Annotated in this window: 6 protein-coding genes and 1 pseudogene; 2 read left to right on the top strand and 5 right to left on the bottom strand. The window is 52.5% G+C overall.

The window, feature by feature from the left end; genetic code table 11:
- Positions 1 to 11,066 (bottom strand): calcium-binding protein (locus IFT84_RS21630; protein WP_274603605.1); only part of this gene is annotated, 11,066 nt, incomplete at its 3' end.
- A gap of 123 nt (positions 11,067 to 11,189) precedes the next feature.
- Between IFT84_RS21630 and IFT84_RS21495 the strand changes: the two genes are divergently transcribed.
- Both IFT84_RS21495 and IFT84_RS21490 read left to right on the top strand, forming a co-directional pair.
- Positions 11,190 to 11,543 (top strand): hypothetical protein, encoded by a 354-nt coding sequence (locus tag IFT84_RS21495; protein WP_244651197.1) that lies wholly within the window; start codon positions 11,190 to 11,192, stop codon positions 11,541 to 11,543.
- A gap of 78 nt (positions 11,544 to 11,621) precedes the next feature.
- Positions 11,622 to 11,906 (top strand): hypothetical protein, encoded by a 285-nt coding sequence (locus IFT84_RS21490; RefSeq protein WP_244651196.1) that lies wholly within the window; start codon positions 11,622 to 11,624, stop codon positions 11,904 to 11,906.
- 153 nt (positions 11,907 to 12,059) lie between these two features.
- Here IFT84_RS21490 and IFT84_RS21795 read toward each other — a convergent pair.
- From IFT84_RS21795 to IFT84_RS12280, 4 genes and pseudogenes are all read right to left on the bottom strand, one after another.
- A pseudogene (locus tag IFT84_RS21795) lies at positions 12,060 to 12,317 on the bottom strand (AHH domain-containing protein); the annotation flags it as partial.
- A gap of 11 nt (positions 12,318 to 12,328) precedes the next feature.
- Complete coding sequence (locus IFT84_RS12290; RefSeq protein WP_192119724.1) at positions 12,329 to 13,030, bottom strand: imm11 family protein; 702 nt, start codon at positions 13,028 to 13,030, stop codon at positions 12,329 to 12,331.
- Between the two features lie 727 nt (positions 13,031 to 13,757).
- Positions 13,758 to 14,366 (bottom strand): toxin-activating lysine-acyltransferase, encoded by a 609-nt coding sequence (locus IFT84_RS12285; protein ID WP_192119722.1) that lies wholly within the window; start codon positions 14,364 to 14,366, stop codon positions 13,758 to 13,760.
- Positions 14,367 to 14,587: 221 nt separating this feature from the next.
- Complete coding sequence (locus IFT84_RS12280) at positions 14,588 to 15,955, bottom strand: HlyD family type I secretion periplasmic adaptor subunit (protein WP_192119718.1); 1,368 nt, start codon at positions 15,953 to 15,955, stop codon at positions 14,588 to 14,590.
- Between the last annotated feature and the right edge of the window lie 72 nt (positions 15,956 to 16,027).

Here is a 16,027-nt window from a genome sequence, read left to right as displayed (position 1 = left end):
CCGGCTTCAAAGCGATACACATCGTCGCCATCGCCACCCGAAAGCGTATCGTCGCCATGACCACCGATCACCACATCGGAGCCGGCATCGCCTGAAATAATGTCGTTGCCCCCCTTGCCGTCCAGCGTATCGTTACCCTCACCACCTGACAACGTATCGTCGCCTGAACCGCCACGAATTATGTCATCACCCGCAAGCCCTGACAGACGATCATGACCCACGGCATCACTTGGTTTGGACTCAGTTCGTGTCAAAGCAACGGTGTTGAGTGCTTCACTAACAGCACCAAGATATGATGCAGAACGAAGTGCGTAATAGACTGCTGAACCGGTAAATCCGAGCCGATTGATACCTGCTCGCGCTGTGACGACAATTGAGGAATGTTCCTGCGCTCCAGAAAGATTTGCGAAGGTCCCGATGACGGTATCGTTCCACAACAGATCGATAGAGCCGTAACCCGAAGGGATGGTGTTCGACTTCGGCAGAACAAGAGAAAGCAATTCGCCTTCCTTTAACCCGGATATTTCCTGAGCGATTTGAACATCAACCCAGCGTTGCTTGTTCTCCAATTCGCTAGTAAACCATCCGGACGTCGTTTTTGGGACAAACTGTGTTCCCTGTGCCAGTGTATCGGCGACCCTCTGTTTGAAATTACCATCAGTTAGCAGACTGCTACCCACTGAATGCAGACCAAAAGCGGTTTCCCCATCTATCTCATCGGGGCCGCTCGTCCCCGTCAGCGTATCGTTGCCTGCCGTTCCCCTCAGATGTGTTGCAGCCCGATTGCTTTGGTCATTGCGTCCCTTGTCAATTGAATTTTTAGGCACACCCACCATGGTGACACCCTTTGGCGAACTGCTTTTGATACGGGTTTGAATATCTGCGAATGTTCTAACAAAGCCATCTGAAAAACGCAGCTCCTCGATACGGTAGCTCTGCTGACCGAAGAAACCACCGTTAAAGCGAAAGCCGTTGATGACGCGCAGCCGGTCCTCAGTCCCAGAAAGACCGATCAACAGGTCGTTACCAGAAGTTGAAAAACGCAAGTCTTCCCAGGTAATTCCTACGTCAAAAACGATCGCATCTTTACCCCCCGAAAACAGGTCGCCGTCGTCGCGCCGGTCAGTAATCGTATCCTGGCCATCGCCGCGCGAAAACACATAGATATCATCATCGCCACCGCCCTCTAGGGTGTCGTTGCCAGTCCCCCCGACTAAGCGGTCGTTGCCCCAACCGGCAGACAGCCTATCGTTTCCGGCGCCACCGATCAGTACGCTTGAGTTGTCATCGTCCAAAAGCGTGTCGTCGCCAGCGCTACCCGTGGACAACACCTGCATGATAGCCGCGTAGCTCTTAACGGAACCATTGGCGAAACGCAGTTCTTCGATACGATAGTTATAATTGCGATAATTGTCGACAAAGCCCACACCGTTGACGATACGAATCCGATCCTCGGTTCCCGAAAGGCTGATCGTTAGATCGTTGCCGGCGGTTGAAAAGCGCAGGTCTACCCAAGTGATCCCTTCACCGAACAGGATTGCATCGTTTCCACCCGAATTAGACTCATATTCGTTATTCCGGTCGATGATCGTATCCTGACCATCGCCACGTGAAAACACATATACATCGTCATCGCTTCCGCCTTGAAGTGTATCATTGCCTATCCCGCCGATAAGACGATCATTGCCCGTGCCAGCAGACAGTGTGTCGTTACCAGCACCCCCGGTCATCACACTGGAGCCGTCGTCGTCGACAAGAATATCGTCACCAGCGCTACCGGTGGACAGCACCTGCATGATGGCCGCGTAGCTCTTGACCGAACCATCGGCAAAACGCAGTTCTTCGATACGATAGTTACGCTTGCGGTAAGTATCGACAAGGCCTACACCGTTGACGATACGAATCCAATCTTCGGTTCCCGAAAGGCTGATTGTTAAATCGTTACCAGAGGTTGAAAACCGCAGGTCATCCCAAGTGATGCCTTCACCGAAAACGATCGCATCGTTTCCACCCGAATTAGAATCATACTGATTATTTCGGTCGATGATCGTATCCTGACCGTCACCACGTGAAAAGACGTAAATATCATCATCGCTGCCGCCCTCCAGGATGTCGTTGCCGGTTCCACCGATCAAACGGTCATTGCCCAAACTGGCCCATAGCTTGTCGTTACCAGCACCCCCGGTCATCACGCTGGAGCCAGTATCATCAATGAGACTATCGTCGCCACCGCCACCGGTGGAAAACGCCTGCATGATGGCCGCGTAGCTCTTGACCGAACCGTCCGAAAAACGCAGTTCTTCGATACGATAACTGTGTTTACGAGAACTATCGAGATAGCCGAAACCGTTGACAATACGAATTTGGTCCTCGGTTCCTGAAATGACGATCGTCAGTTCGTTGCCAGAGACCCAAAAATAAAGGTCTTCCCAGGCTATTCCCTTACCGAACTCGATCGCATCGTTTCCGCCTGAGTAGAAGTCATAATCGTCGCGCCGGTCGATAATCGTATCCTGACCGTCGCCGCGTGAGAAAACATAGATATCGTCATCGCCACCGCCCTGAAGAATATCATTGCCTGCGCCGCCAATAAGACGGTCATTGCCCCAACTGGCGGACAGCGTGTCGTTACCCCATCCCCCCGTAACAATATCGGCGTTGGCACCACCCGTTATCGTCTGGTCAAGCGCAACGGCAAAAGGTGCGCCAGCAAAATTAATGCCGGTTAGGTTTGTGGCGGAAACGTCGGATAAACGCAGGAGCAACCTTGCATCGGCAAAACGTCGTATATTGGACTCGATATAATAAACAAGCGTATCAGTGCCGGCGGGACGTGCAACCAGTGCGCCTTCGAGGCCAGTGGCAATGGCAATGTCCAGAGTATCACCTTGTGTTCCGGGTTTGAAATTGGTTATGATATCTACACTGTCACTCCAGTGTGCCAGAGGAACAAAAACCTTGTAGGTATTTCGTTCGGCGGAGCCGGTCAGTTTACGGGCAAACAATCCTGAACCGATATGCGGCTCGTTGACAAGCTGCGTGGAACCACCGACTTCTTCATCCACTGTCCAAGATTTACCGACGAAAATCGGTGTCGCAAATGGATCGTCAGATGTGTCATTGAGGTCTAGCCTTTGCTCTGCTGCTTCCGGTGTCAAAGAGCGAGCAATTAGTTCTGTGGCAGTCCATTTTGTACCGTCCCCAAAATGCACAATGTCGATTGGGGGTGCTTTTGCAGTAGCTTGACCGGACAGGGTAAGCCGGTCCAAGCTATTAGCAAAGCGTAAAACGATATCATCACCACTACGGATGACGATAACATCCGACGATACAAGACCGCCTGAAATCTGAAGTGTATCGTTTGACCGAGTCCAGTCAGTACCCTCACGGATCACATCATGGCCGTATCCTTTGGTAAAGACGTAAGTTGTATCGCCGATCCCACCCGCCAGTATATCGTCACCACTACCACCATCAAGTGTCGCTGTAATGTCAAGCATTGATCCGAGATCAATACTATCACTGGTCGGCCGTGAAGCCCCGGCCTGCGCTATGATATCGGCGTATTGCCAGACGGTGCCGTCCGAGAATTCAAAACGCTCGATACCGTAATCCTTGGCGTCGCGATCAGCGCGGAACATATCGGTGATCGTTAGACGGTCGTCACTGTCAGCCAAACCGATGACGAGTGCATTCGGACCCACCGAGAGGAATCGAATATCGGATGGCAGGATGCCCGCCGCAAAGCGGATTCTATCGATCTGTGATGCGTCCTTAGACTCTGTGTCGCTAATTGTGTCTTGGCCATCACCGCGCGCAAATACATAAGTATCAGCACCGCTGTGTCCTTCAAGACGATCATCGCCCCGGCCACCGGTCAAAACATCGGCTCCCTGCCCACCTTCAAGCCAGTCATTGCCGCCGACGCCATAAATACTCGCGCCAGTTTGGGGACGAACAGGGTCTCCGGGTACAATGATCCTGTCGTCACGATCCGTCGCCGTAACGCTCGCGGCTAAGGCCGCGTAGCTAACGCTGTGGCCATTGGAAAAGACGATTTTCGATACGACAGGATGGATATCGTCAGCAGGGTCGATCAAAGTAACTCGATCCTGGCTACCGGCAATGCTCAACACAAGGTTGCCATGTCTATCACGAGAGGTGGTAATATTGTCAGGTTCAATGCCTGTGCCAAAGAGGAGCGTACTTATGCCATTGGCTGTGCTGCCAGTCTCGATACGGTCTTGCCCGTCACCGCGATTGAAACGATAAATATCGTCACCTCCCCCGCCGATCAGTACATCGTTACCCTGACTGCCAGAGAATGTTTCATTGCCGCTTTTGCCACGAAGGAGCTCATCCTGCCAATCACCGGTCAGTTCCGCCATCTGCCTGAGCGTATCCAAGGACAAGGTGGTTCCATCGGAAAACTGAATCGTGTAGCTGGCTCCGGTCCCTTTTCCAAATCGGAGTACTATTTCATCCGTAGAATCCGCAAAGGATACCACCAGTTCCGTGCGAGCGGGATCGATCTGCGAAACACGCAACTCGTCGGGCTGGTAGCCTGCTATGGTGATCCAGTTGGCACCGTTGACATCATCTATCACATCGCGACCGTCGCCTCGGGTAAAGACATAGGTATCGTTGCCCTGGCCACCGTACAATTCATCATCGCCCAGCCCACCGGCAAGCTGGTCGGCTTGTCCGCTACCAACAACAATATCGTCACTGGTACTTATCTGGCTGTCGATTGCGGCTTGAAAAAGTTTGCCAACGTTCCACAACTCTCCATTAGCAAACTCGATATCAGGTAGACTACCGCCGCCCAGTGCGGATTTTATAATCAACTGGCTACCGGAAGCCGGAAAGGAAAGAATAAGATCGTTTGATCCGGTCGCTGCTTGCCGTACGACAGTATCGCCCGGCAGATATCCTTCCAGCACCACAGTCGCGGCGGTCACGAAATATGGCATCTCGACGCTGTCGATGCCGTCCGACGGGGCAATTACGATTCGAGCATTTTGCGCCAGAATGATGCGGTCATTGCCGGTCCCCGGTCGAAGAATGCTTCCGGATGGTAATTCACGCGCATCAATCACATCCTGGCCGGACTGGCTGGAACCGTCACGAATGATGGCCCGGATATCGGCTATGGATAATTGTGATCCGTCTGAGAATATAAAACTTTCGACCGTCCGCTGACTATAACCCGAAAGGATGGCGAGGCGGTCCTCAGTTTCGCCAAATATGATCAACAAGTCGCCATCGACATTGCGGAAAGAAATCTGATTGCGGGTAATGCCCTGACCGAAAACGACCTTATCAATACCACCTGTATCAAAAATGCTGTCGCGGCCATCACCAAGGTTGAAACCGTAAGTATCGTTGCCGAGGCCTCCCTCAAGCGCATCCGAGCCCGCCCCGCCGGAAATCCTGTCGTTACGATTATCGAAGCCTGTCAGGTGCTCGTCACCCTCGTTGCCGCTCAGCATACGATCAATAAGCAAGTCCACCGACAGATCGCTGCCGTCGACAAATTGGAAACTCTCTACCTGATGTGTGGTCAAACCGTTGACGATGGTGAGAACGTCGTAACCATTTCCAAGATCGATGACAAGATCGTTGCCATTTCGGCTGACCTTGATGTCATCGGCGCGCACGGATGCTCCAAACACGACCCGATCAATCACACCAGCAATGTCGTATAACTCCTCGATCCGATCGGATCCATAGCCTGACGTAAACACATAGGTGTCGGCCTTTGATCCGCCGATAAGGTTGTCGTCCCCTTGACGTCCATCGAGAACGTTGCTCTTGTCTATCAGGCCCGTCAAGACGTTGTCACCGCGATTGCCGCCGGCAATCTGCAACGCTTCCTCAACATCTGAAATCGTCATAGACGAGCCGTCAAAGAAACGAAACAGTTCAATACCGTCCTCGGCATCGCGAAACTGATTGCGAATTCTTAGCGTATCGGTTCGGCCGGTAACCGACACGATAAGATCGTTGTCGTCCTTAGTGAAAACGATATCGTCGCGGACGATACCCCCGCCGAACTCGATGGTATCATCAACCGGTATCCTGACACCACGTCTGTCGGACCAACGGGCCCACACTCGTCGATCGACAATCACGTCCTGACCGTAGCCAGCGTCGAAGAGGTATGTATCGCCGCCGTCGCCGCCTATCAGCAGGTCGTCTCCCGCGCGACCATCCAGCTTTTCTGCAAAATTAGAGCCTGTAATGGTTTCGCTCCGATCCGTGCCGACCAGATCGATGTCTTCGGGGTTAACATCGGTAAACGAAATCGTACGGTCGGTGAAAACAAAATTTTCCACCGCATGTTTCTGTGCCTCATCGCGCACATACTGGTTTTCGAATACGAAGTATTGCCCGGTTGCTTCCACTGTCACAATAAGGTTAAGAGCCGTACGGGAAAACACCACATCAGTCGAGGCAATACCGGCAAAGATCACCCAATCATCGCCTCCTTCGTCAACAACGGTGTCGTTGCCTTGACCTGCTGAGAGACGGTAGGTATCGTTTCCACCAAAACCAATGAGAAGATCATTGCCGAGGCCTCCATCTAGGGAGTCAGAAAGTGGGCCATAACCGTAAATAATGTCATCTTCATTGGTTTTAGCAATATCGATGTAATGCTGCGCTAGTTTGTAACCTGTCCAACTGGTACCATCGCCAAATAGTATATCCTCGAGGAAGTTGGTGAAACCGAAAAGGTTTTCTTCCAAAAAGTCGGACAAAACTACTTCGTCATTTGTCCCACGGAGTCGCATACGCAATGTATCACTTGGGCCATCGCGCAAGAAGTCAAGATCGGTCCAGCGGATAGCATCCTTAAATTTCAAAGTATCGTGTTGAGGCAGTTCGAAAAAAAGTTTCGACGAGTTATCTTCGATTACGTCTCGGCCATAACCTCGACCGTAAACATATGTATCGTTTCCGAACCTGCCGGAAAGAAAATCATCTCCTGCACCGCCGTCGAGTGTATTATCGTTCAATATACCATAAATAGCATCGTCGCCGTCAGTCTTCGCGTTTTTTAGCACCTCTTCAATGATCTGGGTAAACTCAAGGCTGGTTCCGTCATCGAAGATGAAGCGCTCAATCAGGTTGGGGGCAGCATAGTCAAGCCCCTCGCTACTTCCTAATAGACCAGCAAAAGCCTCTAAGCCCAGTCGCAGACCGTCAAAATGCTTCACAATTTCAAGCGTATCGCCGGTTTCCTTACCCGCATCATCGAGGAAAGAAATTTTCAGGTTTGCTTCTTCTCCGTGCCGGGTAAGGCGCAAATTGTTTGCCTTGATCCCCCCCTTGAAGCTCAGAATATCAATACCAGCCTTGATCGGCCCGAATGTGGATTTGCCGACATCATCAATGACGTCCTGACCGTCACCAGGCTGGTAAATATAAATATCGCCCCCGGCGCCACCGCTGATATAGTCATTGCCTTTGCCGCTCCAGAGCACGTCCGTCGAACCGGAGCCATAAAGGCTGTCGTTGTAAAGACCTTCTGCGCGCGTCTTGTCGGCAACTTGCATTGCCATCTGGAACCGGTCCCAGACCACGCCATCGGCAAATACGATTGAAGAAACGCCGGAATCATACTGCTGACCGGTGAGTGTATAATCGTTGAGTTCACCGAGAAACTGGTTGGTTAACCGGATGGCAGCGTCACGCCCCTCGATTTGAAGGACCATGTCCTCCCCATCGCGGATAGCCTTGACCCCGCTAGACAACACGTCTGAGAAACGCAGTTGATCGGCTTCCCCTAAATCCAGATCGTGAATAGTGTCGTTACCAGATTTGCCGCCGACGAAGTAAATGTCCGCCCCACTGCCACCGCGATAGGTCTGGTCTCCATCGGTTAAATAAAAATAGTCAACTCCTTTGGTTCCATCCACAGCCGTCGCAGTCTTTTCGTGTAGGATCAGACGCTCGTCACTGACCGATAAAACATGCGCGACGGCGCGAATATCGAGGTCAATACCAATTTTTTCAAAGGCAGGCAGCAGCATTTGAAGAATAAACGGCTGATCGACCGAGAGTGTGCTTCCTGCCATATTGCCTTCACCAGAAGGGCGGTAATCAGGGTAAATTTGCCATAAAATAGCATTCCATTCGGTCAGATAGTCCAGAACCGCGTCATTTTCGTTGCTTGCCGGAGCTGCGCGGAAAATCGCCTCGAATAGCGGGGCAAGTTCGCGATTGGTCGTGGGCACATACCTATCGGATGCAACATCAAACGATATGCCTTGCGCTACATCCTTTAGCCCCCCCTGTATGGCCAACCTTACGGCATATCGACGCGAGGCGGTGATATATTGCTCCATCACCGGCTGTAGCATTTTAATCATCTCGGCAATGCCGGAAACATAGGTGTCCGGGTCGTTTGCCAGATTAGGCCCGGCAGCAGGACCAAGCGCATAAGAAAGACGCCCGGTGTCCGCGTCAACACGTGCAGTGAGCATGTCTGGACGGAAATCAATACCGCCCAGCGATGTTGCAAAATGGAATTGCCCCGGCGTCAGCACCTCGATGCGATACGTGGAGTTGTCGGTCGAATTCACTTCGTCCAGTACGTCGAAATCGATAGCGTAATTACGAAGGTTGAATTCGCGATTGTCGCCGGTCTTCCACTGAAGTTGCAGTGCCCGGTCGAGATTTCTGGCCCAGACGAAAAATTTGCCGTCCCGGTCGGTTAGTTGAACACTGTAGTCGACGGCGATGCCATCGGTGAAGCGAACCCATATCTTTTCTACCGGCATTGTTGCGTAGGGATTGAATCCCAACGCCTCGGTGCGCCATTCCGTACCCGGCACGCGGGGGAGTGCCAGAATATCGGCCGTCGAAGCATAGGAACGTGAAAGATCAGTCGAGAGCACCAAGCGCCCGTCGCCTTGGCGTATGCCGTGGTCCAGAATAACAGCGCGGCCGTTTTCTATCCGCGTAAGATAGGGCGCCGCCTCCCGGTGGTTAAGCGGCGCAGCGCGGCTAGAAGGCGACCATACCTGCTCCAGCCGCCATTCCTCATTCGTGCTACTTTGCTGAGAAAGCACATCCTCAAGCGTCGCACGGTCAAGGATGGAACCTTGGGCGTTTTTGATCTGGTTTTTCGATTCGAGCGTCCAGTAGCCGCCGGTTTCATCTTCGTTATAGATGGCGCGGTCGAGCAGAACGGGGTTGCCAGTGGCATCGCGCCCGGTACGAACGGCGATTAACTCACGGGTTTGCTCCAGCGTGTGACCCCACGCCTCCAGCAAGCTGCCTATCTGCGCGGTCAAAATACGCAGTTTTGGCGTACGCATCGCTGCAGCCGTAGCGATGGCGATGTCGGAAAGCCTGCCATCGTTGGCAATGGCGGTTGCCAGATTGGCAACGCGCCCGTGCCCCTTAAGGTCGAGAGTGACATTGCTTTGCCATTCCGGTGTGCCAGCTTCGCCGCCAAACACCGTATCGACATCGTTGGATGCCAGCACGGCATCAAACATGCGCCGTACCGCACCGTCCGCAAAAGTGACGTCACCGACACCAGTCAGCATCGCACCCTGCGGAGTTTTTGCATCGATGGGTTTCGCAGAAAGATCGATGGTTGCGACACCGAGCGCATCGAGTGATTTTAACTCACCCGCATCGGTATATCCGTCGCTGTCCCGGTCACGCCAAACGGCCAGTTCGGCCCAAATCGCATCGGCACGTGTAATCTTTCCGTCGCCGTTTTCATCGAACACGGCCAACCGGGAAAAGCCCGAAGCCCCGACGCCACCGAACATTTCGGAAATATCATCGATGCGGTCATTGCGGTTGAGATCGCGAACCAGAAACCCATCGTCGCCATCCAGCCAGCCGACACGCTCGGCAAACAGATCGCCATCAACATCGAAGTAGATTGCTTTGCCGCCCAAAGGTCGCGTCTCGATCCCGTCACCATCAAGATCGATGACAAGAGGGTCGGCCTCTTCGGCCCATTTGAGCGCCTTGGCGGACCGGGTCACGGCGGCGGCCAGTGTCACTACCTGATCGACCGCTGCCAGAGCGCCATAGGCCATTCCGACAGCAAAACCAACAGCCCCACCGAAAACAGCCAGAAGCGGCATCAGCGCTCCCAAGGGATTGGGCAGCTTGAACACCATGTTGAACGTGCCCTTGCCATCCAGCTCGGGTTGCTGCACGCCCAGAAAGCTGGCGGCGATATCGACATTTTTGATCTGCATCCAGCCACGCAATGCGCCCGTGGCATCGTCAGCCTTCTGCTTTTTGTAGGCCGCACTGGTTCCGTCGCCAAAAATAGCGGTGAAGAGTTGATCAAACTGGTTGGTAACGAATAGATCCAGTTTGCCATCCTCATTCTTTTGAAGGGCATAGCTCATCCACGGGATCAGATGATCGGTATAAATCGTACGGGTCGGATCGTATTGATTGTTTTTATCGACAGATCCAAAGAAATTCGCCAGCCCCATGACGCTGCCGAGCAGACCGCCCCCAACCAGACCCAGAACACCGCCTTCGGCATTGCCGCCCGTCAGCGGCAGACCGTAAAATTTCAGGACATCGTGATGCTGCGCATCCATGACCGTGGTGTTGGGGGAGTACCAGATATTGTCGCTGTTCTCCTTGCTGTCGGTAATGGGCTTGCTGGTCTCGAGGTCCAAACTATCAATGGTATCACCATAGATCACCCCGCCGTCCGAGGTGTTGTAGATCCAGTCCCGCCCCGCGCCCCCTGCCGTTGTGGCTTTATCCCCCCCAATGGCGACCACCCAGTCCTTACCAGACCCGCCGTCCAGTTTGAGGGTGTAATCTTTGTCAGCCACAAGTTGCGTTCCAATGGCATCACCGGAACGAATATGGTCTGCCCTCCATCCGAATAGAAAATCATCTCCGTCTTCGCCGCGCGCGTCGCCAGCGCCGCTATGAATGATCCAGTCATCGCCTTTGCCGCCCTTAAGATTGGCAAGACCTTTGCCCATCATAAAATCAGGCTTATCATTTCCTATGGCTTCCAGCGGATCAAGACTGGTGCGCGCAGAGCCATCGGCAATCGTCATGGCGTCTGCATCGCTCATAACAAACGCCGTTTTGGTCAGTGTCTTTTCGATCTGCCTGGCGATGTGCTGATACGTTGCGTCCATGTCCGATGACAGCTTCTCGAACGAGGCACCCAAGCCCCATTGCGGATAGGCAATATCCAGAACCTGAAACGTCAGCTTCATGAGTTCGGTGGAATCAGCCGCGTCATACGCAAAGCGGGCGACGGCACCGGCGCCGCCGGTTATCAACGACAGTGCGCCGTATTCAAACACCGTTTGCGTGATGCTGGCAGCGGCATCCGCCAGCATATCCGCGGAAATATCGATATCGAGCTCAACGAGAAGCTCGCTCATAGTCATGCCGCTGTCCTTGGATATTTGGTAGAATCCCAAACCCAGAAGGCCCAGCATGGCGAAATCCACCGCGCCGAGTTTGTCCGACAAACCGACGAATTTGCCACCAAAGTCGACACTGCCGGATGTATCTTTCGCTAAACCTTCGATTATGTGCTTCACCGCATCGACTTTCGGGAAGGACTCTTGCACCGCTTTTGTGATTTTGGACATATCCAGATGCGCGATACTGACGCCATCCATTGTTTCCAGCCCTGCCTTTTTGGCGGCTTCAAGCTTGCGCAGGGTGCGTTCCAGCCCGGACAGACCGTCATTGCCGGTGGAAATATCGTTGAAGTCGATCAGACCGCGCAGCACATCAGCTTGCTGGTACTCTGGCGCACTCTGTACGAGTTTCAAAGAGGCACGGCTTTCGTAGAAACGTTCGTAGATTTGCTTGTAGTCGAGATCTTGCCCACCCAGTTGCGGATCGGCATTGTTGAACACGAAAGCTGGGGGTCTTAGCGACTCATCTGCGTTAAAGCCGCCAACACTGTTCCATTTCAAATAAAACTGGAACCGTTCCACATCCGCTTTGAGTAAATAACGGCTATTATCACTAAGCGTCCCTCCGGGTAATAGCTTTCCTAGTGCATCGGTTAGTTCATACTTTTCACCTAATCTGCTCAGGATCGTTTCAACAAAATCAGTATAGGCCTTGTGTCTTCCTTGGTGCACGGTCTCGGGAAACAGCGCCATATTGGTTGCTTTGGCGGCATTCTCTTTGGTGGGTAGCCGCAGCCGGTTTTGTAACGCGTCATCGATATCGAAAAGACCATGGCTCGACAAAATTTCCAGCACCGGGTGGCTGCGAAGCGCTTCCGGTAGAACATGGTGGTTCTGAAAGCCCGCACCGGCCGACGTCGTAAAAGCCATGATCTAAGCTCCTAAAGAGTTTTTAAATACTTTTCATAATATTCTGCAGCAATTTCTGGCTTGTCTTTAAGAAACTCTACCAGTTCCGGCGCTTCTTTCTCGAGCACCCAAGGCTCATCAAGTTCCTTGACGGGATAGAGTTTGAGATTGGTGAGTCTCTTTGCCTGCATCCGTGCCATTATGGCATCGCTGACGAAAAGAGCGTTGCCCTGCAAGAACAGTGAACCAAAGACCTTGCGTTCGCCGAAGGCTGGACGACTGATGACATATTCGCCTGCATGCACATGATGGTGTGGCAAGCCGGTACGAGGACCAACTGCAACCCTCACAATTTCAGATATGCCGCTTTTCGACAGCAAGACGCATGGCACTGTACGGGTTGGATGAAAGATGAAATAGCTGTCCTCATAGGGCGTGCCGTCTTTGCGACGCAGTTCTACCGGAAAAAACTGATGCACATCTGCCTCGAACTCTTCAATAATCGCCTTGAACCGAGCACTGACCACCGACAAGTCCATAATTCGGAAGGCGTCTACCAACCTAACCTTGTCTTTCTGGATCGCTACGGTCGGAAGATTGCTGGAATCGGTGACCTTTGGGCTTGGTGCCCAAAGAAAAAAGGGCAATTGTGTCTCTTTATCAAACTGTGAACCGCTCTTATCCTGCCAATCGAACTGTGGCCCTTCTGTCCAAAAACTCAAATACCCTGCCATGTGTGTCTCCTGAATTTGATGGAATGTGTTACCCGATGCATCATGCCTGATTCACCCACCGCATTCTCTCAATTTTCGATGCAAACGTCTGACAGCTTCACACCGTGCTTTCAGCAAGTTCCACACACACGCTCGCCGAAACGGAACGACACACAGCGAAACAATCCCTAATTGTCATCCACAAGATATCACTAATACAAAGAATGCAAGCAGTATTCGTCTTTAAGTTGAAATTAATTTTATTTGGGAATGGGCTCGTACGCAGCTTGTTTGCGCAAATCTTAGAACCACATAATATTAGGCATGTCCCGGCACCAGTTGCAAACAAGTGGTTTGGCTTTGCGATACGACTGTGATTTATGCGGCAATGAAGATGTGTTCCAAGACCGTGCAGCTTTGGAGCTAAGTTTGCGTATCGGAGCGCTTATAATCAGAGCGTGCGCAGGGCCGTTAACCGCACGCTTGCAGAGCGTATCACACGGTATGGTCCAAGCTGCCGTTACGTCTGACTGTGTTTTGAAACAGACGAGTTCACGTTTCTGAAAGACACAGATTTCTACTCTGAAGATTTGTTGGCAGCGCTAACAAAAGCGTCTTTTCCATCTATCGGAACCGCCCAAGCGCTCGCTGCTAACCCAAAGCGTGTAGCTATCTTCACGCTTTGAGTTTCTGGTTCGTCATGTATCGTATAGGACGCCGCTATGCGCTCCCATATGAGACGTTGGCCTTATGAATTAAGAATAGGCTTTTCCAAATTTGCAGGTTCCGGCGTTGCAGGAACCCGCATTTTTTCCAGCACGGCCGGGTCAACAAGTTGAGTAACAAGGGGATGAATGCGTAGGGTTTTATCTTTCACAACCTGACTGAAGTTGGCGAGAACCGCCGTCGCCACTTTCTGCGTCGGCGCAATCACATCCAGCAGCCAATGGATATCACCACTTGCCCAATCTTCGGCCTTCAGCCGCACCGGAAACAAACGTGCTTTTACCTGCTCGCGAATCTTGGCATCGACCTCTTCTGAAACACTGGCCCAAATGGCAATGCCTGCTGTTTCTTCCACCTTGCCTTCACCACCTGATTTGGCAATGGAAACACGGTCGCGCAGCATGGGGTCAACGACGAGGTGCATAACATCAGCAAGCGACTGATGTTTGTAGCGCGGCAAATTCAGCATGGAGAGCACCACTTCCCCAATATTGGCCTGTAGCCGAGTCCGGAATGCAGCGATCTGTGCAACAACTGCCGGATCAAGTGGAACCTGATCTGCGGCCTGAGCCGTGCCGTTGATGACAGGCAGTTCCGGGGTTTCTGTTGGTTCCACGATGGTCTCGTCCATTATCAACCTCATCCTGTTATTTTCATTGATACTTTGGCGAGGTAACACCGCTTCTAGCGACGTCAGCGTAAACACACCAGCGGATCAGGAATGCGACCCACGGTTGCTTCGACTATGCCCTCTTAGATAGAAGATATTAGCATTTACGAAAGTTCAAGCAGTTTCTTCGTCGCGTTGAATCTTTATACCACCTCGATCTGTTGTTAACAGTCTTGCGCAGCTTACCGCTCTCGCCCGGCCTCATCAAACGCTTGACTGATAGGCGATAGCAGGTAGCGGATAATGCGCCGTTCGCCTGTTTTAATCTCCGCCTGCACCGACAGACCAGGGCTCAGTGGGACTTTTGTAACTCCTATATTGATGCTGGTGGATTGCAGCCGTATGCGAGCGGCATAAACCAAGCCTGGCCGTACCGGACGTCCTTTTTCGTCTTGCTGCGGGGCATCAGACTGCGACAAGTCGATTGCATCTCTGCTGATGCTGGACACAATACCGGGGACAAGGCCATAATCAGTAAACGGGAACGCCTCCAGTTTAACGCGAACATGTTGTCCTTCCCGTATAAAACCTATGTCTTTGTTCAAGACCTGCGCCTCTACCTCAAGTTCCGTTCCGTCAGGGACTATGGTCATCAAGGGTTGTGCCGGTTGAACCACACCACCGATTGTGGCTACAGCCAACTGCTGCACCGTACCGGATACAGGCGCGCGAAGCTGCAACATTTCAAGCCTTCGGGTGGTTTTGCGCAGTTCCTCACTTGCGATCTGCTCTTTTTCGGTCGCCTCGGACAAGCCTTCCACAGCAGTGCGGGTGAAGGTTTCGCGCAACGCCTGCATGTCGGCTTCCAGCGTCTCTATTGCCGCTCGCCCTTTCGTTTCCTCGGCCATCCTGACGTTAATATTCTGCGTGTGCTCGATGAGCAGTTGCTCGTTTTCAAGAAGTCTGAGCCGCGCATAATGCCCCTGACCGGTCAATACCTGGCGAGACTCGAACTGGTCGCGTACCAAAGGTAGAGTTTGCCTGAGTTTGTGGATTTCAACCGATGTGGAAGCAAGTCCTGCCACCTGCTGGGCGATCTGCTTGCGCAGGCTGGTGCGCTTTGCCTCATACTCAGCAATGCTGGCCCACACAAAGCGCTTCTCGGTCGCCACCATCGCAGCCGGTATGTCTTCAGGAACCGACAAAACCAGTGCACGTCCGTCCATATAGGCAAGAATGGCTGCGTTTCGGGCCTTAAGCAAAGTAGCGGCAAAAAGCGTCTTGCGTGCCTGCTCTTCATCTGCGGCGGCTAATGTTGGGTCGATTTCGACGAGTATTTGGCCTTCCTTGACGTGCTGGCCGTTTTCGACATGAATTGCCCTGATCGAGCCAATTTCCATTGGCTGAACAGTCTTGACTTTTCCTGAAGGGATAATTTTGCCGCTTGCAACAGCCACCACGTCGACCTTACCGATAATCGACCATGCGATAGCTAGCGTGAAGAAACCGCAAATCATGAGAAGCAACATGCGAAGACCGGGGCTCGGCGGCTTTTCCATAATCTCGAGTGCAGCGGGGAGAAACTCATGATCCGAGCGTGGTGGTTTCACGCGATCTAGGTCATTTTGCACACGCCAGCTGGTTCTTAGAATTGCAATATGCCGAGAGAGTATGGATAATCG

It is taken from the genome of Rhizobium sp. CFBP 8762 (assembly GCF_014841565.1).
GTDB lineage: Bacteria > Pseudomonadota > Alphaproteobacteria > Rhizobiales > Rhizobiaceae > CFBP-8762.
Note: the sequence above shows the minus strand (reverse complement) of the source record. Positions and strands in the feature narration are given on the sequence as shown.

Excerpts from the sequence above, each read along its gene's own strand:
- IFT84_RS21490 (WP_244651196.1), top strand. The coding sequence starts at position 11,622 with ATGCGCGATACTGACGCCATCCATTGTTTCCAGCCCTGCCTTTTTGGC.
- IFT84_RS12285 (WP_192119722.1), bottom strand. The coding sequence starts at position 14,366 with ATGGACGAGACCATCGTGGAACCAACAGAAACCCCGGAACTGCCTGTC.
- IFT84_RS12290 (WP_192119724.1), bottom strand. The coding sequence starts at position 13,030 with ATGGCAGGGTATTTGAGTTTTTGGACAGAAGGGCCACAGTTCGATTGG.